The following is a 25,455-nucleotide window of genomic DNA, read 5'->3' on the forward strand; positions in this document are numbered from 1 at the left end:
GGTCGGCCGGGCGGCCGGGGGCGGCGGCGAATAATTCGGTGAGCGCCGAACGGTTCCGGCCGTACCGTTCGACGCATGACGAACTCCTCGCACACCGGGCGCCGCTCGGAGCGGCTCGCCCTCGCCGCCGCCGGGGTCTCCGTGGTGCTGTGGGCCTCGGCCTTCGTGTCGATCCGCAGCGCCGGTGACGCCTACTCCCCCGGGGCGCTCGCCCTGGGCCGACTGCTCGCGGGCACCGCCGTGCTCGGCGTGCTCCTCGCCGTCCGGCGCGAAGGGCTTCCGCCCCGGGCCGCCTGGCGCGGCATAGCCATATCCGGCTGTCTGTGGTTCGGCCTCTACATGGTGGTGCTCAACTGGGGCGAGCAGCAGGTCGACGCGGGGACGGCCGCGATGGTCGTCAACATCGGGCCGATCCTGATCGCGCTGCTCGGCGCCCGGTTCCTCGGGGAGCGGCTGCCGCCCCGGCTGGTGGCGGGCATGGGTGTCTCGTTCGCGGGCGCGGTGGCCGTCGGCCTGTCGATGTCCGGCGACGGCGGCGCCAATGTGCTCGGGGTGGCGCTGTGCCTGCTCGCGGCGGTGACGTACGCGGCCGGTGTGGTGGCGCAGAAGCCCGCGCTCGCCCACGGCAGCGCGCTCCAAGTCACCTTCTTCGGCTGTCTGGTGGGGGCCGTGGTCTGTCTGCCGTTCAGCGGGCAGCTGGTGTCGGACGCCGCCGACGCGCCGCTCCCGGCGACGCTGAACATGGTCTATCTGGGGGTCTTCCCGACCGCGCTCGCCTTCACGACCTGGGCGTACGCCCTGGCCCGTACGACGGCGGGCAAGCTGGGCGCGACCACCTATGTGGTGCCCGCGCTGGTGGTGCTGATGTCCTGGCTGCTCCTCGACGAGGTCCCGGCGTGGCTCACCCTGGTCGGCGGCGCGCTCTGCCTCGCGGGGGTGGCGGTGTCGCGCTCCCGTCCCCGGCGCGGTGTCGACCGTACGGAACACACCGAACCGGAGAGCGGGAGCGCCGCCGTGGCCGCCGTGGCGGACGCGGGCTAGAACACCACCAGCGCCCGGCCGCCCTTGCCCGCCAGCATGTTGTCGAACGCGGCCGGGATCCCGTCCAGGCCGATCCGCTCCGAGACCATCGCGCCCAGGTCCAGGCGCCCGGCCCGGACGTGCTCGGCGAGGACCGGCAGGTCGCGTGCCGGGTCGCTGTTGCCGTAGACGCAGCCCGAGAGCGTACGGCCCCAGTGGAAGATCTCCAGGGCGTTGAAGGAGACCTGCTGGTCCTTGCCGCCGATGCCGACGACCGTGGTGCGCCCGCCGCGCCGGGTGGACTCCCAGGCGGTACGGATGGTCACCGCGCGGCCGACGCACTCCACGGCCACGTCCACCCCGTGGCCGCCGGTCAGCTTGCGGATGTCCTTGGCGGTCGTCTCCGAGGCGAGGACGAAGTCGGTGGCGCCCGCCCGCCGCGCCAGCTCCTCCTTGGCCGGGGAGACGTCCACCGCCACGATCTGCGCGGCGCCCGCGATCCGGGCCGACTGGAGGGTGGCCAGGCCCACGCCACCGGCGCCGAACACCGCGACCGTCTCGCCCTCGCGCACCTTCGCCGAGTGGTGGATGGCGCCGTAGCCGGTGAGGACCGCGCAGCCGAGCAGGGCGGCCTCGGTGAGCGGGATGCCCTCGGGCAGCGGCAGCAGGCAGTTCTCCGCCACCACCGTCTCCTCGGCGAACGCGGCGACGTTGAGGCCGGGGTGCAGCTCGGTCCCGGCGGCGGTGCGCGCGTACACCGCGCCCGCGCCCGTCAGCGCGTTCACGCAGAGCCAGACCTCGCCGAGCGAGCAGGGGTGGCAACTTCCGCACGAGGGCGCCCAGTTGAGGACCACGCGGTCGCCCGGCGCCACCGAGGTGACCCCCTCGCCGACGGAGACGACCGTGCCCGCGCCCTCGTGGCCGAGGACGGCGGGGACCGGCACGCGCATCGTGCCGTTGGAGAGCGACAGGTCGGAGTGGCAGACCCCGGCGGCGGCGAGGCGGACCCGCACCTGGCCGGGGCCGGGCTCGGGGAGTTCTATCTCGGTGACCTCCAGCGGGGAGCCGACGGAGGGTAGGACTGCGGCGCGGACCACGATGCTGCTCCCGGGAATGAGTGGTGCGGAACGACGGGGTGTCAGAACTGGAGGGACTTGGTCTGGAGGTACTCGCTCAGGCCGTGCGGGCCGAGCTCGCGGCCGACGCCCGACTGCTTGTACCCGCCGAACGGGGCCAGCGGGTTGAACCGGCCGCCGTTGATGTCGACCTGCCCGGTGTCCATCCGCCGGGCGAAGGCGACCGCCTCGGCCTCGTCACCGGCCCAGACCGCGCCCGCGAGCCCGTACACCGTCCCGTTGGCGATCCGCAGCGCGTCGTCCTCGTCCTCGTACCGGATGAGCGAGACGACCGGGCCGAAGATCTCCTCCTGGGCGATGGTCATACCGGGTTCGACGTCGGCGAAGACGGTCGGCGCCACGTAGTACCCCTGCTCCAGCGGGGCCTCGGCGCCGCCCGCGACGAGCCGGGCGCCCTCCTCGACGCCCTTGGCGATGTAGCCGCGCACCCGCTCCCGCTGCTTGGCGCTGACCAGCGGGCCGACCCGGTCGCCCGCCGGGTACTTGGCGACGGCGGCCCTGGCGAGCTCGACCGCCTCCTCGTACCGGTCGGCGTGGACCAGCATCCGGGTCCAGGCGCTGCACGTCTGGCCGGAGTTGTTCATGACGTTGGCGATGCCGACGGCGACCGCCTTGGCGAGGTCGGCGGAGGGCAGGATGACGTTGGCGGACTTGCCGCCGAGCTCCAGGGCGACACGCTTGACGGCCGCGCCCGCCGTGGCGCCGATCTGCCGCCCGACGGCCGTCGAGCCGGTGAAGGAGACGAGGTCGACCCCCTCGTGCGCGGCGAGCGCCTGGCCCGCGACCGGGCCGAGGCCGGTGACCAGGTTGAACACCCCGGCGGGCAGCCCGGCTTCGTGCACCGCCTCGGCGAAGAGCCGTGCGGTGAGCGGGGTGTCCTCGGCGGGCTTGAGCACGACCGTGCAGCCCGCCGCGAGGGCGGGGGCCACCTTGGCGACGATCTGGTGCAGCGGGTAGTTCCACGGCGTGATCGCGCCGACCACGCCGACCGGCTCGTGGAAGACCGTGGAGTTGCCGATCCGCTCCTCGAAGCCGTACGCGGCGGCGAGTTCGGCGTACGAACCGGCGACCGCGATCGGCAGGCCCACGTGCACCTGCTGGGCGAACTGCTCGGGCGCGCCGAGCTCGGCGGTGACGGTCGCCGCGATCTCGTCCTTGCGGGCGGCGAGCCGGTCCCGCAGGGCGGCGATCAGGGCGGCGCGCCCGGCGGGCGGGGTCGCGGCCCAGCCGGGCAGCGCCGCGCGGGCCGCGCGCACCGCCGCGTCGACGTCCTCGGCGGTGCCCGCCGGGACGTGCGCGATGACCTGCTCGTCCGCCGGGTTCACCACGGCGATGGTGTCGCCGCCCGAGGCGGGCGTCCACCGGCCGTCTATGTACATCCCGTCGTGGGCGTTCATCGCACTCCTCCTGAGCCTGGGGGGCCTGGGCCTGAGGGCCCGGGCCCGGGTCCGGGGACCCAAACTAGCGCCGGTAGTTTTCCGGCACCAGGGGCCGCCCGGCCAGTGCCCGGGCGTCAGGAGGAGGCTATGCGGTCCCGCCCGGGCCCCGGACGGCGGTCACCGGACGGCGGTCAGGTGGGCGAAGACGACGACGTTGCTCTCGTAGCCCTTCTTGCGGTCGAACTTGCCGCCGCAGGTGATCAGCCGCAGCTCCGGCCGGTTCCGCGGGCCGTACACCTCCTCGTTGGGAAAGTGCGCCTTGTCGTACTTGCGCACCGCGTCCACCGTGTACACGGCGACGCGGCCGTCGGCGCGCCGGGCCTCGACGATCCTGCCGGGCCGCAGCATGGCGATGTTGGCGAAGACGGCGGCCCCGGTGCGGGTGTCGCGGTGGCCGACGGCAAGGGCGGTGCCGGCCTCGCCCGGGGTGGGCCCGCCCTGGTACCAGCCGACCAGTTTGGGGTCGTCGACCGGCGGGGTGGCCAGGTGGCGCCCCGGGTCGAGCCCGAGACCGACGACCGGCGCCTTCAGGCTCAGATACGGGATGGCGAGGCCGGTCGCCCTGGACGGCGGCAGCGGCCGGGGCGGACGGGCGGGCGCCCCGGGCCCGGTGAACCTGCCGCGCCCGGCCGGCGCGGGCGGTTTGGCGCCCGGCACGGCCGGGGCCTGGGGCGCCCCCGGGGCCTGCTCGTCCCCGTCAGCCCTCGCGGGGGCCGAGGGCGTCGCCGCGCCCCCGGCCCCCGCGGCGCCCATGGCGACCGGTGCGACCGACCCGTCGTCCTGGGCCCACCAGACGCCGCCGACGACCAGGGTCGCGGCCAGCGCCGCCGTCCGCGTCAGCCGGTAGGCGCGGGTGCGGTGGAAGGGCCTGGGGGAACCGCTACGCGGCGCCATGGGGGCGGCGGCGCAGCCGTCGGACGAAGAGCACCCCGGAGGCCCCGACCAGGCCGAGGGCCGCGATGCCCGCGGCCGGCGAGACGCCGTCGGTGAACCCGTCGGTCCCGGCCAGACCGCCGCCGCCCGCGTTCGGGCCGCCGTTGGGGCCGCCGTTGCCGCCGCCGGTCGAGCCGCCGGTGCTCCCGCCGGGCGGGTTGGCGATGGGGAGGCAGTCGACCTTGAAGACCTTGTGCTTGCCCGCGCCCTTGCCGCCGGTGATGTTCCAGGTGAGCTTGTACTGCCCGTCCGGGAGGGAGAGCGGCAGGGTGCGGCCGACGCCGGTGGCGAGGGTGATGGCACCGCTGAGGGTGGCGCCGCCCGCCCTGAGCGGCTGCGTCTGGATGGACCAGGTGATGCCCTGCGCGACGTCGAAGTTGAACGCGTCGAGGTAGAACCCGCAGACCTTGGGCTCGTTGCGCTGGTCGGTGAACGGGGTGCCCAGGTTGTGGATCTTCACGTCGCCGTTGTCGCCGGGGGCGGCGTGTGCGGCGGGCGCCCCGGCCAGGGCGGCTCCCGCTAGCCCCAGGGCGAGGGCGGTGGCGGCCGGGCGGCGGACGGTGGGGCGCGGGGGTGAGAAGGCAGGCATGCGCTTTCCTTTGAGTCAGATTGTCATATAAATCGACCTTTCGTCTGACTCTCTTTCACACCCGTACGGCGAAACGGCGGAGCAGCGCCGGACGGGCCGCCCGATATCGCCCGTCCGGCGCAGCGCGCCGCCGTTCGCACGGTCCCGGCTCAGAGAGGCCCCACTCGGGCGATCCCGACGGCGACACGGAACGTGTGTGCCCATATTCGCTGGTGGGGGTGATTGCGGCAGAAGTTGGGTGCGGGTGTGTGAATCTCGCTCGTATGGTCGCTTGAGGCCAGGGGTAGGAGACGGGAGCGGAGGTATCGGTGTGGCGGGAGCAGCGGGGACTGGTGGCGTGGGTCATGCCCGGTACACCTACCGACTGCGCGTGTCGCCCGCCGCCCGCAGTGCCCTGTCGACGGAGTGGGACCGGTGCCGGTGGGTGTGGAACGAGTGCGTCGCCAAGTCCAAGGCCGTACACCGGCACAACAAGGCCACCGGACAGCAGGCCACGTGCGGCCCGGCGCAGCTCGACAAGATGCTGACCGAGGCCCGTGCTCGTACACCGTGGTTGCGTGAAGGCTCGTCGGTTCCCCAGCAGCAGATCATCCGCGACTTCGGCCGCTCCCGCGCCAAGGCGCACAAGGACATCCGCGAGCGATTACCGATGGCACGCCGGGCCGGGATGCCCAGGCACAAGAAGAAGCGTGAGGCGTCGGCGAGCCTCAACTACACCCGGTGCGGCTTCCGGCTGAAGCACGGCAGGCTGCACCTGGCGGGCGGCATCGTCCTGACGGTGGTGTGGTCGCGGGAACTGCCCGCCGCACCGCCGAGCGTGCGCGTATACCGGGACAGCCTCGGCCACTGGTACTGCTCGTTCGTCGTCCCGGCTCAGGCGCAGCCGCTGGCGGAGACCGGGCGTGTGGTCGGCGTGGACTGGGGCGTGAAGGAAACCGCCACCACCACCTCCGACGACCACGACCTGCCGCACGCCGGGCATGGCAGAAAAGCCCAGGCCAAGCTGACCCGGTACGACCGGATGATGGCCCGCCGCAGACCGAAGAGGGGTCGACCGGCCTCGAAGGGCTACCGCGAGGCGAGGCAACTGCGGGCGGTGGCGTACAAGAAGGCCGCCCGGCAGCGACAGGACACCGGCCGTAAGTGGGCCAAGAAGGTTGTCCGCGACCACGACGCTGTCGCCGTCGAGGACTTCAAGCCGAAGTTCCTCGCCAGGACCACCATGGCCCGTAAGGCCGCTGACGCCGCCATCGGCGCCACCAAGCAGGCCCTGATCGAGATGGGCCGCAAGCACGGGCGGGACATCCGCCTCGTACACCCCGCGTACACCACGATGGACTGCGCGCAGTGCGGAACGAGAGCCAAGCACGCCCTGCCGCTCAGTGAACGCACCTACACCTGCACGGCCTGCGGAGCCGTGTCCCCCAGGGACAAGAACTCCGCACGCGTGATGCTCGTCCGGGCTGGTCTCGACCCGGCTGGTGCCGAGGGCACAAGACCTTCTGGGGCACCGCCCCAGAAGGCGGCCTGAGCCAGGAATCCCCTCCCTTCCCAGGGAGAGGAGGTTTCAAAAGATGTTGACGTGTGAGCAATACGAGCAAAACCCCAGGTCAACGAAGCGCGACCAGCTCGACGGGGAAACCGTTGAGCACCGCCGTCCCCGACAGCGGGTCCAGGCGCGAGCCGTCGAGCAGCTGGTTGACGTTGACGCCGGGCAGCCCTTCGGCGACCCCGAGCCGGGTCCCGGGGCGGTGGTGCCCCCACCCGTGCGGGAGGCTGACCACGCCCGTACGGACCGAGTCGGTGATCTCCACGGGCGCCGCCACCTCGCCGCCGTCCGCCTTGACGCGTACGGGATCGCCGTCGCGCAGCCCGAGCCGCGCCGCGTCCTCGGGGTGGACGTGGAGGGTGCAGCGGTTGGAACCGCCGTTCAGGGACGGGATGTTGTGCAGCCAGCTGTTGTTGGAGCGCAGATGGCGCCGGCCGACCAGGACGAGCCCGTCCGGGCGGGCGCCGAGGGCCGCGCGCAGCCGGGGCAGATCGTCGGCGATCGGCGCGGGCAGCAGCTCGATCCGCCCGCTGCGGGTCCGCAGCACCTGCGGGAGGCGGGGTTCGAGGGGGCCGAGGTCGATGCCGTGCGGGTGGGCGAGGACCCGCTCCAGGGTGAGGCCGTCGGGGGCGGCGCCGAAGCCGTCGCCGTAGGGGCCGAGCCGCAGCATCAGATCGAGCCGCCGCTCGGGGCCACTCTCGCCAGTCAGCGATGCGGCGAGCTCCTTGGGATCGCGTCCGTATACGGCCGAGTGCGGGTCGGCCACGGCCTTGCCCAGCGTACGGTCGACGACCATCGCGTCCACGGCGTCCGCCGGGGCACCGTGCATGCCGATCGCCGCGAGGACGAGCCGGGCGTGGATCTCGCACTCGTCGAGCCTGCCCTCGGCGAGCGGCACGGCGGGCCGGGTGTAGCGGACCTGGTTGCGCACGGCGAGCGCGTTGAAGGCGAAGTCGAAGTGGGCGCTCTGCGAGGGCGGCGGCGGGGGCAGCACGACGTCGGCGTGGCGCGAGGTCTCGTTGAGGTACGGGTCGATACTGACCATGAAGTCGAGCCCGGCCAGCGCGCGGTCGAGCCGGTCGCCGTCGGGGGCGGAGAGCACCGGGTTGGCGGCGCAGACGATCAGCGCCCGGACCTGCCCCTCGCCGGGCGTCTCGATCTCCTCGGCGAGCGCGGCCGCAGGGAGCTCCGACTTGGCCTCCGGGTGGCCGCCGACCCTGCTGCGCCAGCGGCCGATCTCGAACCCCTTGCCGGGCCCGGCCGGACGCGGGGCGCGGTCGGTGGCGGAGAGCGGGAAGAGCGCGCCGCCGGGCCGGTCCAGGTTGCCGGTGAGGATGTTGAGGACGTCGACGAGCCAGCTGGCGAGGGTGCCGTGCTCCACCGTGCAGCTGCCGATGCGGCCGTAGACGGCGGCGGTGGGCGCGGCCGCGAGCTCCCGGGCGAGGATGCGGATCCCGTCCGGGTCGAGGTCGCAGGCCGCCCCGGCCGCCTCGGGGGTGAACTCCCGTACGGCCTCGCGGACTTCGGCCAGCCCCTCGACCGCGTCCGCGAGCTCCCCGAGAGAGGTCAGCTGCTCCTCGAAGAGGACGTGGGCGAGGGCGGCGAGCAGCAGGGCGTCGGTGCCGGGCCTTATGGCCAGGTGCCGGTCGGCGAGTTTGGCGGTACGGGTGCGGCGCGGGTCGACGACGGTGAGGGTGCCGCCGCGCCGGCGCAGCGCCTTGAGCTTGCCGGGGAAGTCGGGCGCGGTGCACAGGCTCCCGTTGGACTCCAGCGGGTTGGCGCCGAGCAGCAGCAGGTGGTCGGTTCGGTCGAGGTCCGGCACCGGGATGGCGAACGGGTCGCCGAAGAGCAGCCCGCTGGAGACGTGCTTGGGCATCTGGTCGAGGGTGCTGGCGGTGAAGAGGCTGCGGGTGTGCAGCCCTCCGAGCAGGACGGGCGGGTAGAGCGCCCCGGCCATGGTGTGGACGTTGGGGTTGCCGAGCACGACCCCGACGGCGTCGGCGCCGTACGTCTCGACCACCGGCCGCAGCCGCGCCGCGACCAGGTCGAACGCCTCGTCCCAGGTCGCCGGCTCCAGCTTGCCGTCACGGCGGACCAGGGGTGCGGTGAGCCGGTCGGGGTCGCCGTCGACCTCGCCGAAGGAGGCGCCCTTGGGGCAGATGAACCCCTGGCTGAACACGTCGTCCCGGTCGCCCCGGGCGCCGGTGACCCGGGTCCCCTCAATGGTCAGGGTCAGCCCGCAAGTGGCTTCGCAGAGGGGGCAGATGCGCAGTGCGGACATGGGGGTCCTCCCCGGGGCGGCGGTGGTGACGCGCGGGCGGTTTGAGCATACCGACCGGTAGGCATGGTGGCGAGGGTTGCGAAGGACCGTTACGGCGACCGCCCGCGCGGGCTCAGCCCAGGGTCCTGGCCAGATACGCGTGCAGCAGTTCGCGGGTCTCGGAGACGATGCCCGGGTCCCCGTCCGGGTCGGTGCGGAAGGCGAGCCGCAGCAGCGCGTCCGCCGCCTCCACCGCGACCAGGATGGTCAGGCGCAGCTCGGCGTCGGGGGCGCGGCCGAACTGGGCCGGGAGCAGCTCGGCGAGCCGGTCGGCCAGGAGGTGGTTGGCGTCGGCGGCGGGGTCGACGACCGGCTGCGGGCCGCCGAAGTCCACCAGGTTGAACCCGGGCACGGTCTTCTTCAGGACCAGGTACTCGTCCAGCACCGCGTCGATCGCCCCGCGCCAGTCCTCGGCCTCGATGGTGGCGAGCCGGGCGCCGACGATCTCCGCGAACCGGTCGAGGTTGCGGGCGGCGAGCGCCTCCGCGAGCGCCCGCTTGTTGCTGAAGAACCGGTAGACCGAGCCGATGGGCACCCCGGCCCGCTGGGCGACGGCCCGGGTCGAGAGCTCTTCGTAACCGGTCTCGTCCAGGAGCTCGGCGCAGGCGTCCAGGATCCGGCTGAGGCGCTCGGCGCTGCGCTGCTGCACCGGTGCGCGGCGGAGGTTCGCATGGGGCACGGCCCCATCATGCCGCGCTCGGCCGGTTTTGCCGTTGACGCGGTCGAATCCGAATCCTACGGTGACCCATAGGATTGCAGGATTCTTCGGCAGCGGGAGCGGCAGATGACGACCAGCAGCGAGCAGGCCAGGAAGACGGCGGAGGCGTTGACGTACTCCCCGGGGTTCGGCAACGAGCACAGCTCGGAGGCGGTTCCCGGCGCCCTGCCGCATGGCCGGAACTCGCCGCAGCGCGCCCCCCTGGGGCTCTACGCGGAGCAGCTGAGCGGTTCCGCGTTCACCGAGCCGAGGGCGCACAACCGCCGCTCCTGGCTGTACCGGATCACGCCGTCGGCCGCGCACCCCGCCTTCGTCCGCACCGACAACGGCCGGCTGCGCAGCGCGCCCTTCACCGAGACCGTGCCCGACCCCAACCGGCTGCGCTGGAACCCGCTGCCCGAGCCCGCCCCGGGCACGGACTGGCTGGCGGGCCTGTGGACGCTGGGCGGCAACGGCGACGCCACCCAGCGCACCGGCATGGCGGTGCACCTCTACCACGCCAACGCCTCCATGGACCGGGTCTTCAGCGACGCGGACGGCGAGCTGCTGATCGTCCCCGAGCACGGCGGGCTGCTGCTGCGCACCGAGTTCGGCCTGCTCGCGGCCCGTCCCGGCGAGGTCGCGCTGATCCCGCGCGGCGTGCGCTTCCGGGTCGAGCTGCTCGACGAGACGGCCCGGGGTTACGTGTGCGAGAACTACGGCCAGCCGTTCCAGCTCCCCGACCTCGGCCCGATCGGCGCCAACGGCCTCGCCAACGCCCGCGACTTCCTGGCGCCGGTCGCGGCGTACGAGGAGGCCGAGGGCCCGGTGGAGGTGCTGAACAAGTTCTGCGGCAACCTGTGGACGGCCCAGTACGACCACTCCCCGCTCGACGTGGTCGCGTGGCACGGCAACCACGTCCCGTACGTGTACGACCTGCGCCGCTTCAACGTCATCGGCACGATCTCGTACGACCACCCGGACCCGTCGATCTTCACGGTCCTCACGTCCCCGTCGGACACCCCCGGCCTCGCGGGCGTCGACTTCGTCGTCTTCGCCCCGCGCTGGCTGGTGGGCGAGGACACGTTCCGCCCGCCGTACTTCCACCGGAACGTGATGAGCGAGTACATGGGCCTCATCGAGGGCGCGTACGACGCGAAGGCGGAGGGCTTCGTGCCCGGCGGCGGCTCGTTGCACAACATGATGTCGGCCCACGGCCCCGACCGGGAGACCTTCGACAAGGCGAGCGCGGCGGAGCTGAAGCCCCAGAAGATCGACGACGGCCTCGCGTTCATGTTCGAAACGCGCTGGCCGGTGACGGCGACGGAGCAGGCGGCGTCGGCGGATCATCTGCAGCGGGGGTACGACGAGGTGTGGCGGGGGTTGGAGCGGCACTTCCGGGCGGAGAGGTAGGGACCCGGAATCCGCCTGCCGGGGGCCGGGCTGCGCCCGCCCCCGGCCTCCCGGATCCTGATCAGTACCTTCCGCTTCGTCCCAGAGCCTGATACGGAATCTCCGTGACCTCCTCGACCCCCGCCCCCACTCCCCCGGCCTCCGCCTTCGCCCCGGACTCGCTGGTCCTGAACCGCAAGCTGCCGCTCTGGTACCAGGTCTCGCAGTCCCTGCGGGCGTCGATACTGGGCCGCACCCCGGACGCGTCGCTGCGGCTGCCGACCGAGGAGCGGCTGGCCGCGCACTACGGCGTGAGCGTGCTGACCATGCGGCAGGCGCTGAAGGAGCTGGAGGAGGAGGGGCTGATCACCCGGCACCGGCGGCGCGGCACGTTCATCGAACCGGCCGCGCGGCGCGGGGCGCCGGTGCGGCTGCTCGGCTCGATCGACGCGATCGTGGCGCAGCAGTCGGGCGAGCCGACGACGGTCCTCGGGCACGGGCCGGAGCCGGTGCCGGGGGAGCTCGCGGAGTACTTCCCCGACTGCGAGTCGATCGTCACCTACCGACGCCTGCGGCGCGACAAGGAGAGCGGGGAGCCCACCAACTGGGCGGAGAACGCGGTACGTCCGGAGCTGGCGGCCGGGATCGACGTGTCCGACCTCGAACGCTGGCCCATGACGAAGGTGCTGCGGGACGCGGTAGGGGTACGGATCCTCCGGATCACGGACACGGTGGAGGCGCGGTTGGCGGACCCGGAGACGGCGGAACTCCTGGAGGTGCCACTGCTGTCGCCGATCCTGCACTACACGGGGGTGACGTACGACGTGGCGGGACGGGTGGTGGACGTGGCCCGGATCCGCTACCGGGGGGACCGCTTCTCGTTCTCGGTAACGGTGGAGGCCCGCTGACCTAGCCGTTCGTCTACAGACCGTGGTGGGCTGGGCGCGCAGTTCCCCGCGCCCCTAAAAATGCCGCTACGCGGCAATCCCCTGGGCGCCCCGAAGGGGCGCTCTTAGGGGCGCGGGGAACTGCGCGCCCAGCCCACCACGGTCCGCAGACGAGGCACCCGGCCGCCCGCCCAGGGCTTAAGGGAACGGGCGGGGTGGGGGCCAAAACCTCGCGCCGGGCGCCTAGCATTGGCCCCCGTGAGTGACGACCTGCAGCCGCTCGACGACCTGATGCCCTGGTCCGTGGCCCAACTCCGCCCCGGCCGCCCCTGGGTCACCGCCCCGGACGCCCGCACACTCCGCACCCGCTGGGACAGACTCGTCCAGGCGGACAGGGAAACCCGCGAACACCTCTTCCACCCCACCCGCACCCGCACGATCCACACCCGCGTCCCCGCCCTCCCCACCACCCCCGCCGGCACCACCCCCCTCGCCCTGGAGTCCGGCCCCTGCCCCACCCCCCGCCGCTTCACCCACGGCCCCTTCGACCAGCACTGGCTGATACCCGATCACCGCCTCCTGGACGCCGCCCGCCCGGAGCTGTGGCGCGTCGCCGACGAGCGGCAGGTGTTCCTCGTCGAGCAGGGGTACGTGCCGAAGACGACCGGGCCCGCCCTCACCGTCTCCGCCCTGCTCCCCGACGGCCGCTCCCCCGCCGGCCGCCCGGGCCGCATCCGGCCCCTCTACCGCCGCCCGGGCGCCGCCGAACCCAACGTCACGCCCGGCCTGCTCCCCTTCCTGGGCAAGACGTACGGGCACGACGTCACCCCCGAGGACCTGCTCGCCTGGACCGTGGCCGCCGCCCAGCCCTCGCCCTCCGGATGCGTGCTGCCGCTCACCCCTGACCCCCTGCTCTGGGAGCGCGGCGTCGAGCTCGGGCACCGGATCGTCGAGCTGACCGTGCGCGGGGCGCGCGGCGGCGACAAGCCCCGGCTGCCCGGCGGCCGACGGCCGTACGTGCGGGCCGCGATCCCGGCCCGGCCGGACACCCTGCGGTACGACCCGGAGGACGAGAGCCTGTACCTCGGCGACGGCCGGATCTCCCCCGTCCCGCCGGGCGCCTGGGAGTTCGGGGTGAGCGGGGTACGCGTACTGGAGCTGTGGTTCGAGGCGCGGACCGGGACCGGTGAGCCGGGGACCCTGGATGCCCTGCGGCCCGCCTCCTGGCCGCAGGAGTGGACCTCCGAGCTCCTTGAGCTCATCACCGTGCTGGCCCTGCTCGACGAACTGCGGCCCCGCCAGCGGGAGCTGGCCGACGGGCCCCGCCTCGCCCGGGACCGGCTCGTCGAGGCGCGCGTCCTACCCGTACCGTCGGCGGCCCGCCGCCCCGCCTCCGTACTCGACCATCACGAAGAGGGCCCGGACGGCCAGCTGGCCCTCCTCTGAACCGGAAGTCGACTGATCGGCAAGGTGACCCGTGACAAAAGTGGTCCGTACACGATAAGCACGGCTCCATGAGCACTCCGCAGCCCCTCCCCCTCGACGGGATCACGGTCGTCGCCGTGGAACAGGCCGTCTCCGCCCCGTTCGCCACCCGCCAGCTCGCCGACCTCGGCGCCCGGGTGATCAAGGTCGAGCGGCCCGACGGCGGTGACTTCGCCCGTCACTACGACACCGCCGCCCGCGGCCTCGCCTCGCACTTCGTCTGGTGCAACCGGGGCAAGGAGTCGGTCGCCCTCGATCTCAAGGACCCGCGCGGGCTCGACGTGCTGCGGCGGCTGATCGCCGGGGCCGACGTGTTCGTGCAGAACCTGGCGCACGGGGCCGCCGCGAGGATGGGCCTGGACGCGGCCACGCTCTGCGCCGAACACCCCCGCCTGGTCGCGGTCGACATATCGGGGTACGGCGCCGACGGCCCGTACGCGCACAAGCGGGCGTACGACATGCTCGTCCAGTGCGAGGCCGGTCTGGTGTCCGTGACCGGGACGCCGGAGCAGCCCGTGAAGGCGGGGATCCCGGCCGCCGACATCGCCGCCGCGATGTACGCGTACTCGGGCGTCCTCGCGGCCCTGCTGCGCCGGGGCACGACCGGCCGGGGCGGTCCGGTGGAGGTGTCGATGCTGGACGCGCTGGCGGAGTGGCTGGGGCATCCCCTGCACCATGTGATGCACGGGGGAACGGAACCGGCGCGCACCGGGGTCGCGCACGCCGTCATCGCCCCGTACAACGCCTACGCGACGGCGGACGGCCAGGTGCTGCTCTCCGTACAGAACGACCGCGAGTGGCGGAGGCTGACCGAACAGGTGCTGGAACGAACGGAGTTGGCCGAAGACCCGGCGTACGCGACCAACACCGCGCGGACCGCGCACCGGGCGGAGACGGACAAGGCCGTCGGTGAGGCGCTGGCCGGGATGACCGCCGACGAGGCGATCGCCCGGCTTGAAGCCGCGGGCATCGCGTGCGCGCGGCTCAACACGGTCGCTCAGGTCGCGGCCCATCCGCAGCTCGCCGCGCGCGACCGCTGGCGGAAGGTGGACTCGCCGGTGGGGCCGCTGCGCGCGCTGCTGCCGCCCGTCGTCCTGCCGGGCGGCGCCGAGCCGAGGATGGGTGCGGTGCCGGCGCTGGGCGAGCACACCGAAGCGCTGCTGCGAGCCCTGGGGATGACAGAGGAGCTGACAGCAGCGCTGCGCCGGGACGGCGTGATCGCCTGAGCGTGGGTCAGGAAGTCGAAGTTCTCTGCGTCAGCCGCGGCTGCCGAAGAGCGAGCGGCGAAGGCGCCGCAGCGGGGCGAAGAGCGAGACGCGGGCGCTCTTGCTCCTGTGGCTGTGCGCGGCGTCACGCGAGGTCAGCTCACGCATCAGCAAGGTCGCCTCGGCCGACTCCCGCAGCGGGACGGCGGGACCGCCCAGCACCGAGAGATGGCGGTCGAGCCGCGAGCTGGTCGCACTGCTCCCGCAGGTGATGGCAGGCACTCGCGCCCTGCTGCGCACTGTTATCTGTTCCATGTCACTCCCCACCCATACGAGGGCACCCGGCCCCGGGCAGGGTAACCCTATCGCCCTCGCATCACACTCGTGTATCCCGGTGGTGGGATTCACCTCTCCCGGGGAGGGGTTGACACGAGGCACCGATTACTCTCCGAATATGCCTGATTCCAGGGCGAGTTGGACAACGTGTCAGAGGGGGCCACTACCGCGCTGACCTGAGCTAACGTGGAGAGGATCCGCCGTTGTGGTCGCGCCCTCTCCTAGGAGGCACGCCAGTGAGCGAAGTGCCGGGCAACGAAGAGCGCGTGATCGGGGGCCGCTACCGACTGCTGTCCCCGCTCGGCCGCGGCGGCATGGGCGAGGTGTGGCGGGCGCGCGACGAGGTGCTGGGGCGCGAGGTCGCGGTCAAGGAGGTGCGGGCGCCGGCCGGGCTCGACTCCACCGACGAACAAAGGCTGTACGCGCGCCTGGAGCGCGAGGCGTGGGCCGCGGCCCGGATCTCGCACCGCAATGTGGTGACGGTCTACGACGTGGCGACGCAGGACGGCCGCCCCTGGATCGTGATGGAACTGGTGCGCGGGCTCTCGCTCGCCGAGGTCCTGGAGGCGGACGGGCCGCTGTCGCCGCAGCGCGCCGGGCACATCGGCGCCGAGATCGTCGCGGCCCTGCGCGCCGCGCACGAGGCCGGGGTGCTGCACCGCGACGTGAAGCCCGCCAACGTCCTGCTCGCCAACGACGGCCGGGTGGTCCTCACCGACTTCGGGATCGCCATGGTCGCGGGCACGTCCACGCTCACCATGACGGGCGAGGTGATCGGATCGCCCGAATTCCTCTCCCCCGAACAGGCGTTGGGGCGCACACCGGGGCCCGCTTCGGACCTGTGGTCGCTCGGTGTGCTGCTGTACGCGGCGGTCGAGGGCAGCACCCCGTTCCGCCAGGCGACCCCGCTCTCCACCCTGCGGGCCGTGGTCGACGAGGAGCTGCCGCCGCCGCGCCGGGCGGGCGCGCTCGCCCCGGTGATCGCGGGGCTGCTGCGCAAGGACCCGGCCGAGCGGCTGTCGACGGAGGAGGCCGAGCACCAACTGCGGGTGGTGGGCGCGGGTGGCGAGGTGCGGGACATCCCGCCGCCGTACCCCGGGGCGTACGGACCGACGGTCACCTCGCCCGCGCCGGGCCTCGGCCCGACGCCGCCGCTGCCGACCTCCCCGGTGACACCGGGAGCGTACGGCCGGGGGGCCTCGGATCCGTCGACGGGCCGTCAGAGCAAGGCGGGCGTGGTCCTCGTGATCGGGGCCCTGGTCCTGCTGCTCGCGCTCGGCGGGCTCGTATGGGCTCTCACACACAACGGAGGCGGTGGAGGAGACGACAGCGCGGGCACACCCTCCGCACCGGGCCCGGTCTCGCATTCCACGCCGCGCAGCAGCAACACCGCCACCAAAAGTCACAGCCCCACGACCGCCACCACGAGCCCCACCGGCACCCCCAGTTCCAGCCCGAGCAGCTCCGCGCCGCCCGCGCAGTCCGTAAAGGTCTCGCTCCAGACCGTTCGCGGAAGTTACGAGGGAGCGTGTCCGCCGCCGGACGGCTCGGCTCCGGCCGTGGTCGCCACCTTCACGGTGGGCCGTACGCCGGTGGACGTGCAGTACCGCTGGGTGACGGCCACCGGGGAGTCGTCCGACCCGGGCTGGAAGACGCTGAGCTTCGGGTCCGGCGATCCCCGGAGCAAGGAGGTGCGGCACAGCGAGACGGGGTACGAGGCGGGGAAGACCGTCCGCAACGCGGTGCAGCTGGAGGTGCGCTCGCCGGTCGCGGCGAACTCCAACTCGGTGTCCTATTCCGTGACGTGCAAGGAGGAGACCCCGACGGGCGGGGCCTCCTCCCCTGGTGCGGAGCCGGCGGGCGGCGGCTCTGGTTCGCCCGCCGGGTGAAGCGGGATCAGGTCAGGCGGCGTTGGTGAAGGTGGGCAGGTAGGCGCCGGACTGTCCGGCTGCGGTCGGGTGGTAGGACTCGCCGATGTTGGTCCAGACGAGGCTGTTCAGCCAGGAGTTGCTGGAGCAGATCTCGTGGTTGGTGAAGGGCGGGACGACCGAGGCGAAGGTGTAGCCGTGGTCGGCCGCGCGCTTGGCGGTGACCGTGTTCAGCTCGTCCGCCGCGCCGTTGATCGCCGCGCGCGAGGTGTCGCTCAGCCCGCCGAAGCAGCTGCCGCCGATCTTGTAGAAGTGCGGGTAGCCGATCACGACGACATGGGCGTTGGGGGCCTTGGCTCTGATGGCGTCGTAGACGGAGTCGAGCTTTCCGGGCAGGACGGTGTCGGCGTAGGTGCGCGCCTGGTTGATGCGGTTGATGCAGGTGGACTGGGAGTACAGGACACAGGTGGTCATGACGTCGGAGAAGCCCGCGTCATTGCCGCCGATGGTGATGGAGACGAGGTCGGTGGAGGAGTTGAGCGGGGCGAGCTGACTGGCCTTCACATCGTCGGTGGTCGCACCCGAACAGGCGGTGAAGGCGAACGAGGCGGGGGCGTGGGACGCCGCCCAGAGGGACGGGTAGGCCTTGGGCGAGCGCTTGCAGGAGCCGCTGGAGCTGTCGTACGTACCGGTTCCCACTCCCGAGGAGTAGGAGTCGCCGAGCGCCACGTAGTCGGTGCCCGCGGCCTGGGCGTGGGTCGCGGCACTGGCCACGCCCGCCCCGGTGAGGGCGAAGGCTGCGGTCAGGAAGATCGACGACACATAGGCCGTCATACGGGAGAGCTTCATGTGGGGGCCTCCTAGTGCGGGATATCCGCCACAGATGTGGTACCAGCGAGTAGGGATCACCGGAAGTGGACATGCCAAGAACTTTCAGAAATCCGCTCCAACGGGGGAACCCTTGACCCTGAGTTCCCGTCAATTGACCTTCGGCGTACGGAAGTTCACCTGCACGCCCCTTGCCTTGACGGCCCTCCTGGGGTGCGCCACATTGAAGCCCCGCTCACCACGCGGAGGATTCAGAGTGGCCCGGACGCCATCGGCCCCACGGGGTCCGCGACATGACAGGTCATCGGCTCGCGCGGACCTGACGGCGGTCGCGGCCGGCGCCGTACTCGCCGTGTCCGGAGCCGGCGCCGTGCTCGCGTACATTCCGCTGGATTCACCGCTGCGCGCGCCATTGGCGCTGTTCTTCTTGATCGCCGCTCCCGCCGAAGCGCTGTTTTTCGCCTTGCGCCGAAGGGAACCGCTCACTCGCGCGGTGGCGTCGTTGTCAGGGGCGGTACTCATCGATCTGGTGATCGCCGAAATCCTGGCACGTGCTCATGTCCGGTCAGTACGTGGCGAGATCATGGCAATCACCGTGATCAGCTTTCTTCTTTTCCTGTCGGGAACAGGAGTAAATAACTCCACAAGCGACCGGTCGAGAAAGGTCAAAAACCCAAAAACGTGAGACCCCGTTCCAAGGTCTTGCCATACAGTCCCAATCATCAATACCGTCTTACATCCACCCGCATCGGTCCATCACGCACGGCGGCTCTAGGGGAGGGCTCGAGCGCCGCCGATGGATGCCGGGGCGGGGCGCGCTAGGGGGGTACCGTGCTCGGTCTTCGTGCGTCGTCGACCGGTCACGGGCCGCGCGGCCAGCAAAGCCAGCTCACCCACACAGCACGGAATGCGAGACCTTCATGACGGAATGCCAGCCCGTCATGACCGGGGTGAGGACCCCCCTTTCGTAACCGGACCATCATCCGGACCGCCCGGGGGCGGGCGGTCCACCGGACGAGAGGGACAGAGACTCGTGAGCTCTTTTGTGCGCCCGGCGAGCCGGGAACAAGATCCATCGGCCCCATCGCCGGGCCGAGAAGCGGACGGCCCCGCACTGATCGCGATGGCCGACGACTCCGCCGCCCGAATACCGGCTTTTTCCGCGCACTACCGCGCGGTATCGCCGAATCTCGCGATCGCGCCGCCGGTGAGCGTCGTGATCCCCGCCATGAACGAAGCGGAAAACCTTCCGTACGTCTTCAAGACCCTTCCGGACTGGATCCACGAAGTCGTCCTGGTCGACGGGAATTCCACCGACGACACCGTGCGGGTCGCCCGTGAACTGTGGCCCGACGTCAAGGTCGTCAAGCAGGTCGGCCAGGGCAAGGGAGACGCCCTCATCAGCGGCTTCGCCGCCTGCACCGGCGACATCATCGTCATGGTCGACGCGGACGGCTCGGCCGACGGCGAGGAGATCGTCAGCTATGTGTCCGCCCTGGTCGGCGGCGCCGACTTCGCCAAGGGCTCCCGCTTCGCCAACGGCGGCGGCACGGACGACATGACGCCCGTCCGCAAGCTCGGCAACCGGGTCCTGTGCGGCATCGTCAACCGCAAGTTCGGCGCCCGCTACACCGACCTCTGCTACGGCTACAACGCCTTCTGGAAGCACTGCCTCGACAAGATCGTCCTCGACTGCAGCGGCTTCGAGATAGAGACCCTGATCAACATCCGGATCGTCAAGGCCGGACTGCGGGTCCAGGAAGTCCCGAGCCACGAGTACAACCGGATCCACGGCGTCTCCAACCTCAGCGCCGTGCGCGACGGCATCCGGGTGCTCAAGGTGATCCTCAGAGAGAAGTCCGTGCCGCGCAGCCACCGTCGGCCGCAGGCCGTCGGCCTCAACGCCGGGCGGGGAGAAGTGTCTTGACCGAGGGTGAGACCCGCGACTTCTCCGTGGTGATCTGCGTGTACACCGAGGAGCGCTGGGAGGACATCCTCGCGGCGGTCGCCTCGGTGCGCCACCAGTCGCGGCCGGCCCTGGAGACCCTGCTGGTCGTGGACCACAACCCGGCGCTGCTCGAACGGCTGCGCGGGGAGTACGAGCAGTGCGCGGCGGACGGGGAGGTGCGGGTGCTCGCCAACGCGGGCCCCCGCGGCCTCTCGGCCGGCCGCAACACCGGGATCGCGGCGGCGCGGGGCGCGTTCGTGGCCTTCCTGGACGACGACGCCGTGGCCGAGCGCGACTGGCTGCGGCACTTCCACGCGGGGTACGCCGACCCCCGGGTGATGGCGGTCGGCGGGCGCACCGAGCCCGCCTGGGCCTCCGGACGCCGCCCGGCGTGGTTCCCCGAGGAGTTCGACTGGGTGGTGGGCTGTACGTACCGGGGCCTGCCGCCCGGCCGGGTGCGGGTCCGCAACGTCCTGGGCGGCAACGCCTCCTTCCGGCGCACGGCGTTCGACGCGGCCGGGGGCTTCGCCACCGGCATCGGCCGCGACGGCGACAAGCGGCCGCTGGGCTGCGAGGAGACGGAGCTGTGCATCCGGCTCTCGCGGGCCCTGCCCGACGCGGTGCTCCTGATCGACGACCGCGCGATCATCCACCACCGCGTCCCGCCCACCCGCGAGCAATTCGGCTACTTCCGCACGCGGACGTACGCCGAGGGCCTCTCCAAGGCGCTGGTCGCCCGAAGCGTGGGAGCCGACAAGGGCCTTGAGTCGGAGCGCCGCTATACGACGAGGGTGCTTCCGGCCGGTGTCGTACGGGGGCTGCGCGACGCGGCGCTCGGACGGGCGGGCGGGGTGGGGCGCGCAGGCGCGATCGTGACGGGCGTCGCGGTGGCCGCGGCCGGGTACGCGCTGGGCTCCTGGAGGGCTCGGCGGGGTGGGGCGGTGTTCGAGGTGGCGCCGATTGCGGCCGGGGGCGAGCGCGGGAGCGGGCTCGGCAACGGGTCCGGGACTGACAAGGAGGCCGCGTGAGTGCGCCCGTGCCGATCCTGATGTACCACGCGGTGGGTCACCGCCCGGCCGAGGCGGCCTACGGGCTCTCCGTCTCCCCGGGCGCGTTCGCCGAGCAGATGGACGTGCTGGCCGACCGGGGCTTCACCCCGCTGACGACGGCCGCGCTGGGGCACGCGTGGCGTTCGGCGGGCGCGCTGCCACGGCGCCCGGTGCTGATCACCTTCGACGACGGGTACGAGGGCGTGCACCGGCACGCCCTGCCGGTGCTCGCCAAACACGGCTTCGCCGCCACCCTCTTCGTCTCGACCGGCTGGCTGCGCGGCGCGTACGAGGAGGGCGGCGCCCCCGACACCATGCTCGACTGGGACCAGGTGCGCGAACTGGCCGCCGCCGGCACGGAGATCGGCGGCCACAGCCACACCCACCCGCAGCTCGACCAGCTCGGCGACGACCGGCTGTGGTTCGAGACCCTGCGCTGCAAGGAGATCGTCACCGAGGAGCTGGGCGCCCGGCCCGTCTCCTTCGCCTACCCCTACGGCTACTCCAGCCGCCGGGTGCGCCGGACCGTCCGCGCCGCCGGGTTCGCCCAGGCGCTGGCGGTCGGCAACGCCCTCGCCGCGCGCCGCCAGGGTCCGTACGCCCTGGAGCGGGTCACCGTGCGGCGCGGCACCGGCATCGAGGAGTTCGAGCGGCTGGTCGAAGGGCGCGCCATCGGCCGCGCCTTCGCCCGCGACCGCGTCCTCACCAAGGGGTACGCGATGGTCCGCCGGGGACGGTGGGCCGGGCGCACACTGGCCGGAGGGTGAGCGGCGAAGGTGGGCGGCGACGGTGACTGAGGCGACCACCGCCGGGCGGCCCGGGGCGTGCTCCCGGGAGAAACGTGACGGCACCCCGCTCTTCCGGAACGCCTATGCCCTGATGGTCAACACCGGGATCAGCGCGGTCCTGGGCCTCGGCTTCTGGCTGGTGGCCGCGCGGTACTACACGGAGGACGCGGTCGGCCAGGGGTCGGCGGCCATCGCGGCGATGAAGTTCCTCGCCGGGATCACCGCGCTCACCCTGACCGGCGCCCTGGCCCGGTTCATCCCGGTGTCGGGCGCGGCCACCGGCAAGCTGGTGTTCCGCACCTACGCGGGCAGCGCCGCCGTCGTCGCCGCGGCCGCCGTGGTCTTCCTCCTCACCCTGAACGTCTGGGGTCCCTCCTACCGTTTTCTGCACGGTCCGCTGCACGGCCTCGGCTTCATCGCCGCCGTCGTCGCCTGGGCGGTCCTCACCCTCCAGGACGGGGTGCTGACCGGGCTGCGCAGCGCTTTCTGGGTGCCGGTCGGCAACACCGCCTTCTCCACGGTGAAGCTCCTGCTCCTGGTGGCGATCGCCACGGCGCTGCCCACCACGGGCGTCTTCGTCTCCTGGGTGGCGGCGATCGCGGTCTCCGTACTGCCGCTGGGCTGGCTGGTCTTCCGACGGCTCGTGCCTCGCCATGTGGCACTGACCGCCGCGACCGCGCGACCGCCCGGCTACCGCGAGCTCGGCCGCTTCCTCGCGGGCGACTGCACGGGCTCGCTCTTCGCCCTCGCCGTCGTCTATCTGGTGCCGGTGATCGTCGCCTCCCAGGTGAGCTCGTCCGACAACGCGTACTTCTACATCACCGCCACCATCGGCGGCACGGTGGAACTCCTCGCCATCAACATGGGCGCCTCGCTGACCGTCGAGGGCGCCCACGACCCCGACCGCCTCGGACGCAACGCGCGCGCCGCGCTGGTCCGGATGGCCAAGATCGTGGTGCCGATCTGCGCCGCGCTCTTCGCCTTCGCACCGCTGGTCCTACGGGTCTTCGGCCAGGGGTACGCGGACCACGCGACGCCCCTGCTGCGCCTGCTGGTGACCGGGGCCCTCCTTCGGGTCGTGATCGAGCTGTACTTCGCGGTGCTGCGCGCGCGGAGCCGCACCGCACCGCTCGCCTTCCTCCAGGGCGCGCTGTGCGTCCTGGTGCTCGGCTCGACCCTGGCCCTGCTCCCGTCGATGGGGCTGACGGGCGTGGGCCTCGCCGAGGTGTCCAGCCTCGCCGTGATCGCGGTGATCGCGGCGGCGAAGCTGTACGGGGTGCTGCGGGCGGGGTCGGGAGCGGGCGCGGACACGGGGGCCGGGGCGGGGGCAGCCGGGGCGGGGCCTGCTCCGGACGCCCCCGATCAGCGGTCGAGCCAGCGCACCTCGTAGGCGGCCAGCGGGACCGCCCGGCCGTCGACGCGGGCCTGGACCGCGCGGTCCAGGGTGTTGACGACGAGGACGGACTTGGCGCTCGCCAGCACCCGGATGCCACTGCCGGGTATGTCGTCGGCGGTGCTCTCGACCGTCTCGTACCGCGTGTCCGGCGGGAACTCCTTCGCGAACCGGGAGACCAGCCCGTACATCGGCAACGCCGCTCCCCCGTCGGCCAGTTGGGTCGGCTTCCACAGGCAGCCGGGGCACGGCCCGGAGGTCTGCTGCGGGCTCCAGTAGAACGCGGTGGTCGCCCCGCCCCGCGCGATGGCGATCATCGCGGCGGCCTGGGCGGCGACGCGGCGCTGCTCGCTCCAGCCGGAGCCCTCCGGCTCCACGTAGTACTCCGTCCACCACAGCGGCAGTCCGTCCGTGTGCTCGCGCAGCCAGCGGCCGACGTCGGTGAACTTGTCGAGCGCGGTGAACGGGTCGGGCAGTGCCTGGTTGTCGCGGGTGAACCCGGCGCCGTCGACGGCCACGAAGTCGGCGCCCTTCTTGTGCTTGTTCCAGTAGGTGAAGGCGTCCAGCACCCGTCGGTCGACCGAGCCCCAGGGGCCCTTGAGCTCGGAGGCGAACTGGGTGTCCGCCGGGGCGTAGCTGTCCATGACCAGATAGGGGCCGCCGACCCGGTTGTCCTTGTTGACCTTCTTCAGCTCGTCGTGGACCAGGTTGTACAGCTGGGTGTACCCCTCGTAGTTCCAGCGCTGGCTGGTGTCGTCGAAGAAGCCCTTGAACTCGTTCCACACCACGAAGTGGCGCACGTCCGGGTAGCGCCTGGCGACGGTCGCGGAGAGGTCCGCGAAGTCCTGGTAGTGCGTCGGGAGCGGCGCGGACTCGAAGGACTTGAGGCTCCAGTCCGTGTGGTCCGCGCCCGGCTTGCCGCCCTTCATCCAGTCGGGCGCGCAGCAGAGCGTGATCACGGGGGTGGATCCCGTGGAGCGGATGAAGGCGATGCGCCGGTCGAGGTCCGCGAAGTCGTACACCCCCGGTGACGGCTCCGGGTTGCCCGCGCCCCAGCCCATGATCGCCTGGTCCTGCGGCACGGACTGCCCGGCCAGCAGCTTGCGGGCGCGCGCGACGGCGTCGGGGGTGCCGCTGTCCGCGCTGAACTGGGTGTGGGTGAAGCCCCAGCCGAGCGCGGGGTCGTCCCGGGCCGGGCCGGTGGGGCCGCCGGAGGACTTGTCCTCCGATGAGCCGCCCGTGGAGCCGGTCATGGCGAGGACCAGCGCGAGCACGGCCGCGATCAGGCCGAGCAGTGCGGCCGGAGCCCATACATGACGACGCATCACGATTCAGCCTATCGACGGAGGTTGGCCTTTCGGACGTTTTTCAACCGAACACTCATGGAACGTCCCGCCCCCCGCCTCCGGTTCCCGCCCCGGCCCAACGGGACAAAACACCGTGCGCGGCGGGGCGTGTTGCCGGATCATGGAAGCCATGTCCGCGAACCCTGAAGCCACGCTGCCGATCCGGCTGAACGTGGACGACAGCGACTCCCCGTCCGATGTCGTCGACGCGCTGTTCCTCGGCCGGTTCGCCACGGGCGAGCAGCCGTTCTCGCACAGCTCCTCCATCGACCGGGTCAAGAAGGGCGCCAGCCTGCTGCCGCCGGGCGCGACCGTGCTGCGCGCGGCCCGCGACGACGACCGCAGCGCCACGCTCGCCGAGGGCGACGGCTGGACGCTGCTGGTCTCCCGCTGGAACCGGGGCGCGGACGTCACGGTGACCGCGACCAGCGAGGACCTCGCCGAGCGCGTGCTCAAGCAGGCCACCGAGGGCGCGGAGGACGAGCCGGAGCCGGTGCCGGAGAACGTCACGATGGGCTTCTGGTACGTCTCGCCGCGCCGCGGCCCGCACCGCACCACCCGCCAGATCGCGGCCGGCACGTGGGACGAGGTCCGCCCCAACTACACGGCGCCGGTGGCCGAGGCGATGGACCGCCTGATGAAGGTGACCCCCGACGACATCGCGGGCCGCCTCCTGCTGCTCCACGGCCCGCCCGGCACCGGCAAGACGTCGGCGCTGCGCACGCTCGCCCGGTCCTGGCGCGACTGGTGCCAGGTGGACTGCGTCCTGGACCCGGAGCGGCTCTTCAACGACGTCGGCTATCTGATGGACATCGCGATCGGCGAGGACGACGGCTCGGCGAAGGGCCGCTGGCGGCTGCTGTTGCTGGAGGACTGCGACGAGCTGATCCGTGGGGAGGCCAAGCACACGGCGGGGCAGGCCCTGTCGCGCCTGCTGAACCTCACGGACGGCCTGCTGGGCCAGGGGCGCAACGTCCTGGTCGGCGTCACCACCAACGAGGACCTGGAGCGCCTGCACCCCGCGGTCGTCCGCCCCGGCCGCTGTCTGGCCCGTATCGAAGTGGGCCCGATGACCCGCCGCGAGGCGGTGACGTGGCTGGGCACGGAGGAGGGCGTGGGCCGCGAGGGAGCGACCCTGGCCGAGCTGTTCGCCCTGCGCCGCGGCACGACACCGCCGAGCGTCCCGGATCCTCGGGAGAGCGCGGATGCGGGGTTGTATTTGTGAGCGAGGGCCAGCGTCCGCTGAC

21 protein-coding genes and 1 pseudogene are annotated in these 25,455 nt (G+C 72.5%); 13 read left to right on the forward strand and 9 right to left on the reverse strand.

Annotated features, from left to right (window positions below):
- Window positions 1-75: 75 nt before the first annotated feature.
- A complete protein-coding gene (locus tag IE252_RS14120; RefSeq protein ID WP_190089710.1) occupies window positions 76-1,041 on the forward strand; it encodes a DMT family transporter in 966 nt (321 codons plus the stop codon).
- Here IE252_RS14120 and IE252_RS14125 read toward each other — a convergent pair.
- The 4 genes from IE252_RS14125 to IE252_RS14140 form a co-directional block, all read right to left on the reverse strand.
- The gene (locus IE252_RS14125; RefSeq protein ID WP_190089824.1) at window positions 1,038-2,120 is read right to left on the reverse strand and encodes a Zn-dependent alcohol dehydrogenase; all 1,083 of its coding nucleotides are present in this window, start codon (window positions 2,118-2,120) and stop codon (window positions 1,038-1,040) included. The two genes, IE252_RS14120 and IE252_RS14125, sit on opposite strands and share 4 nt — an antisense overlap.
- A gap of 38 nt (window positions 2,121-2,158) precedes the next feature.
- Entirely contained in the window at window positions 2,159-3,553 is a 1,395-nt protein-coding gene (locus tag IE252_RS14130) for an aldehyde dehydrogenase family protein (RefSeq protein ID WP_190089711.1), read from the reverse strand.
- Window positions 3,554-3,712: 159 nt separating this feature from the next.
- Window positions 3,713-4,489, reverse strand: coding sequence for a class F sortase (locus tag IE252_RS14135; protein ID WP_190089712.1), 777 nt, complete (start codon window positions 4,487-4,489; stop codon window positions 3,713-3,715).
- Window positions 4,476-5,117, reverse strand: a complete 642-nt coding sequence (locus IE252_RS14140) for a hypothetical protein (RefSeq protein ID WP_190089713.1) — start codon at window positions 5,115-5,117, stop codon at window positions 4,476-4,478. Before IE252_RS14140 ends, IE252_RS14135 begins: the two co-directional genes overlap by 14 nt.
- A 337-nt stretch (window positions 5,118-5,454) precedes the next feature.
- On the opposite strand from IE252_RS14140, the gene IE252_RS14145 reads away from it, so the two are divergent.
- Window positions 5,455-6,648, forward strand: a complete 1,194-nt coding sequence (locus tag IE252_RS14145) for an RNA-guided endonuclease InsQ/TnpB family protein (RefSeq protein ID WP_229848331.1) — start codon at window positions 5,455-5,457, stop codon at window positions 6,646-6,648.
- 79 nt (window positions 6,649-6,727) lie between these two features.
- Here the strand turns inward: IE252_RS14145 and IE252_RS14150 are convergent, their stop codons facing one another.
- Both IE252_RS14150 and IE252_RS14155 read right to left on the reverse strand, forming a co-directional pair.
- A complete protein-coding gene (locus IE252_RS14150) occupies window positions 6,728-8,947 on the reverse strand; it encodes a molybdopterin oxidoreductase family protein (protein ID WP_190089715.1) in 2,220 nt (739 codons plus the stop codon).
- A gap of 112 nt (window positions 8,948-9,059) precedes the next feature.
- A complete protein-coding gene (locus IE252_RS14155) occupies window positions 9,060-9,665 on the reverse strand; it encodes a TetR/AcrR family transcriptional regulator (protein ID WP_229848333.1) in 606 nt (201 codons plus the stop codon).
- A 105-nt stretch (window positions 9,666-9,770) separates the two neighbouring features.
- Here IE252_RS14155 and hmgA point away from each other — a divergent pair, with 105 nt between their 5' ends.
- The 4 genes from hmgA (at window position 9,771) to IE252_RS14175 (ending at window position 14,673) form a co-directional block, all read left to right on the forward strand.
- Entirely contained in the window at window positions 9,771-11,096 is a 1,326-nt protein-coding gene (gene hmgA, locus IE252_RS14160; RefSeq protein ID WP_190089717.1) for a homogentisate 1,2-dioxygenase, read from the forward strand.
- 104 nt (window positions 11,097-11,200) lie between these two features.
- Window positions 11,201-11,983, forward strand: coding sequence for a GntR family transcriptional regulator (locus IE252_RS14165; protein ID WP_229848335.1), 783 nt, complete (start codon window positions 11,201-11,203; stop codon window positions 11,981-11,983).
- A gap of 270 nt (window positions 11,984-12,253) precedes the next feature.
- The gene (locus tag IE252_RS14170) at window positions 12,254-13,408 is read left to right on the forward strand and encodes a type ISP restriction/modification enzyme (RefSeq protein WP_190089826.1); all 1,155 of its coding nucleotides are present in this window, start codon (window positions 12,254-12,256) and stop codon (window positions 13,406-13,408) included.
- Between the two features lie 68 nt (window positions 13,409-13,476).
- Window positions 13,477-14,673, forward strand: coding sequence for a CaiB/BaiF CoA transferase family protein (locus tag IE252_RS14175; RefSeq protein WP_190089718.1), 1,197 nt, complete (start codon window positions 13,477-13,479; stop codon window positions 14,671-14,673).
- Window positions 14,674-14,703: 30 nt separating this feature from the next.
- On the opposite strand, the gene IE252_RS14180 is transcribed toward IE252_RS14175, so the two are convergent.
- Window positions 14,704-14,967, reverse strand: a complete 264-nt coding sequence (locus IE252_RS14180; RefSeq protein WP_101387582.1) for a hypothetical protein — start codon at window positions 14,965-14,967, stop codon at window positions 14,704-14,706.
- 257 nt (window positions 14,968-15,224) lie between these two features.
- Here IE252_RS14180 and IE252_RS14185 point away from each other — a divergent pair, with 257 nt between their 5' ends.
- Window positions 15,225-16,877, forward strand: a complete 1,653-nt coding sequence (locus IE252_RS14185; RefSeq protein WP_190089719.1) for a serine/threonine-protein kinase — start codon at window positions 15,225-15,227, stop codon at window positions 16,875-16,877.
- Window positions 16,878-16,889: 12 nt separating this feature from the next.
- Here the strand turns inward: IE252_RS14185 and IE252_RS14190 are convergent, their stop codons facing one another.
- Window positions 16,890-17,705 carry an SGNH/GDSL hydrolase family protein gene (locus IE252_RS14190; protein ID WP_190089720.1) on the reverse strand — a complete coding sequence of 272 codons (816 nt, stop codon included), beginning with the start codon at window positions 17,703-17,705 and terminating at the stop codon, window positions 16,890-16,892.
- 349 nt (window positions 17,706-18,054) lie between these two features.
- On the opposite strand from IE252_RS14190, the gene IE252_RS14195 reads away from it, so the two are divergent.
- The 5 genes and pseudogenes from IE252_RS14195 to IE252_RS14215 form a co-directional block, all read left to right on the forward strand.
- Entirely contained in the window at window positions 18,055-18,369 is a 315-nt protein-coding gene (locus tag IE252_RS14195) for a hypothetical protein (RefSeq protein ID WP_190089721.1), read from the forward strand.
- A 438-nt stretch (window positions 18,370-18,807) separates the two neighbouring features.
- Window positions 18,808-19,611 (forward strand): glycosyltransferase family 2 protein, encoded by an 804-nt coding sequence (locus IE252_RS14200; protein WP_190089722.1) that lies wholly within the window; start codon window positions 18,808-18,810, stop codon window positions 19,609-19,611.
- Window positions 19,608-20,660 (forward strand): glycosyltransferase family 2 protein, encoded by a 1,053-nt coding sequence (locus tag IE252_RS14205; protein ID WP_190089723.1) that lies wholly within the window; start codon window positions 19,608-19,610, stop codon window positions 20,658-20,660. Before IE252_RS14200 ends, IE252_RS14205 begins: the two co-directional genes overlap by 4 nt.
- A 20-nt stretch (window positions 20,661-20,680) precedes the next feature.
- A complete protein-coding gene (locus IE252_RS14210; protein WP_190089827.1) occupies window positions 20,681-21,448 on the forward strand; it encodes a polysaccharide deacetylase family protein in 768 nt (255 codons plus the stop codon).
- Between the two features lie 112 nt (window positions 21,449-21,560).
- A pseudogene (locus IE252_RS14215) lies at window positions 21,561-22,769 on the forward strand (lipopolysaccharide biosynthesis protein); the annotation flags it as partial.
- Window positions 22,770-22,831: 62 nt separating this feature from the next.
- Here the strand turns inward: IE252_RS14215 and IE252_RS14220 are convergent.
- Window positions 22,832-24,187, reverse strand: a complete 1,356-nt coding sequence (locus IE252_RS14220) for a GH39 family glycosyl hydrolase (RefSeq protein ID WP_190089724.1) — start codon at window positions 24,185-24,187, stop codon at window positions 22,832-22,834.
- Window positions 24,188-24,338: 151 nt separating this feature from the next.
- Here IE252_RS14220 and IE252_RS14225 point away from each other — a divergent pair, with 151 nt between their 5' ends.
- Window positions 24,339-25,433 (forward strand): DUF5925 domain-containing protein, encoded by a 1,095-nt coding sequence (locus IE252_RS14225; RefSeq protein ID WP_373298550.1) that lies wholly within the window; start codon window positions 24,339-24,341, stop codon window positions 25,431-25,433.
- The last annotated feature ends 22 nt before the right edge of the window (window positions 25,434-25,455 follow it).

This window comes from Streptomyces melanogenes (genome assembly GCF_014649795.1).
Classification (GTDB): Bacteria; Actinomycetota; Actinomycetes; order Streptomycetales; family Streptomycetaceae; genus Streptomyces; species Streptomyces noboritoensis.

Bases quoted from the DNA above. Each gene is read 5' to 3' on its own strand.
- IE252_RS14120 (WP_190089710.1), top strand. From the start codon at position 76: ATGACGAACTCCTCGCACACCGGGCGCCGCTCGGAGCGGCTCGCCCTC.
- IE252_RS14130 (WP_190089711.1), bottom strand. From the start codon at position 3,553: ATGAACGCCCACGACGGGATGTACATAGACGGCCGGTGGACGCCCGCC.
- IE252_RS14135 (WP_190089712.1), bottom strand. From the start codon at position 4,489: ATGGCGCCGCGTAGCGGTTCCCCCAGGCCCTTCCACCGCACCCGCGCC.
- IE252_RS14140 (WP_190089713.1), bottom strand. From the start codon at position 5,117: ATGCCTGCCTTCTCACCCCCGCGCCCCACCGTCCGCCGCCCGGCCGCC.
- IE252_RS14150 (WP_190089715.1), bottom strand. From the start codon at position 8,947: ATGTCCGCACTGCGCATCTGCCCCCTCTGCGAAGCCACTTGCGGGCTG.
- hmgA (WP_190089717.1), top strand. From the start codon at position 9,771: ATGACGACCAGCAGCGAGCAGGCCAGGAAGACGGCGGAGGCGTTGACG.
- IE252_RS14170 (WP_190089826.1), top strand. From the start codon at position 12,254: ATGCCCTGGTCCGTGGCCCAACTCCGCCCCGGCCGCCCCTGGGTCACC.
- IE252_RS14175 (WP_190089718.1), top strand. From the start codon at position 13,477: ATGAGCACTCCGCAGCCCCTCCCCCTCGACGGGATCACGGTCGTCGCC.
- IE252_RS14180 (WP_101387582.1), bottom strand. From the start codon at position 14,967: ATGGAACAGATAACAGTGCGCAGCAGGGCGCGAGTGCCTGCCATCACC.
- IE252_RS14190 (WP_190089720.1), bottom strand. From the start codon at position 17,705: ATGAAGCTCTCCCGTATGACGGCCTATGTGTCGTCGATCTTCCTGACC.
- IE252_RS14200 (WP_190089722.1), top strand. From the start codon at position 18,808: ATGGCCGACGACTCCGCCGCCCGAATACCGGCTTTTTCCGCGCACTAC.
- IE252_RS14210 (WP_190089827.1), top strand. From the start codon at position 20,681: ATGTACCACGCGGTGGGTCACCGCCCGGCCGAGGCGGCCTACGGGCTC.
- IE252_RS14220 (WP_190089724.1), bottom strand. From the start codon at position 24,187: ATGCGTCGTCATGTATGGGCTCCGGCCGCACTGCTCGGCCTGATCGCG.
- IE252_RS14225 (WP_373298550.1), top strand. From the start codon at position 24,339: ATGTCCGCGAACCCTGAAGCCACGCTGCCGATCCGGCTGAACGTGGAC.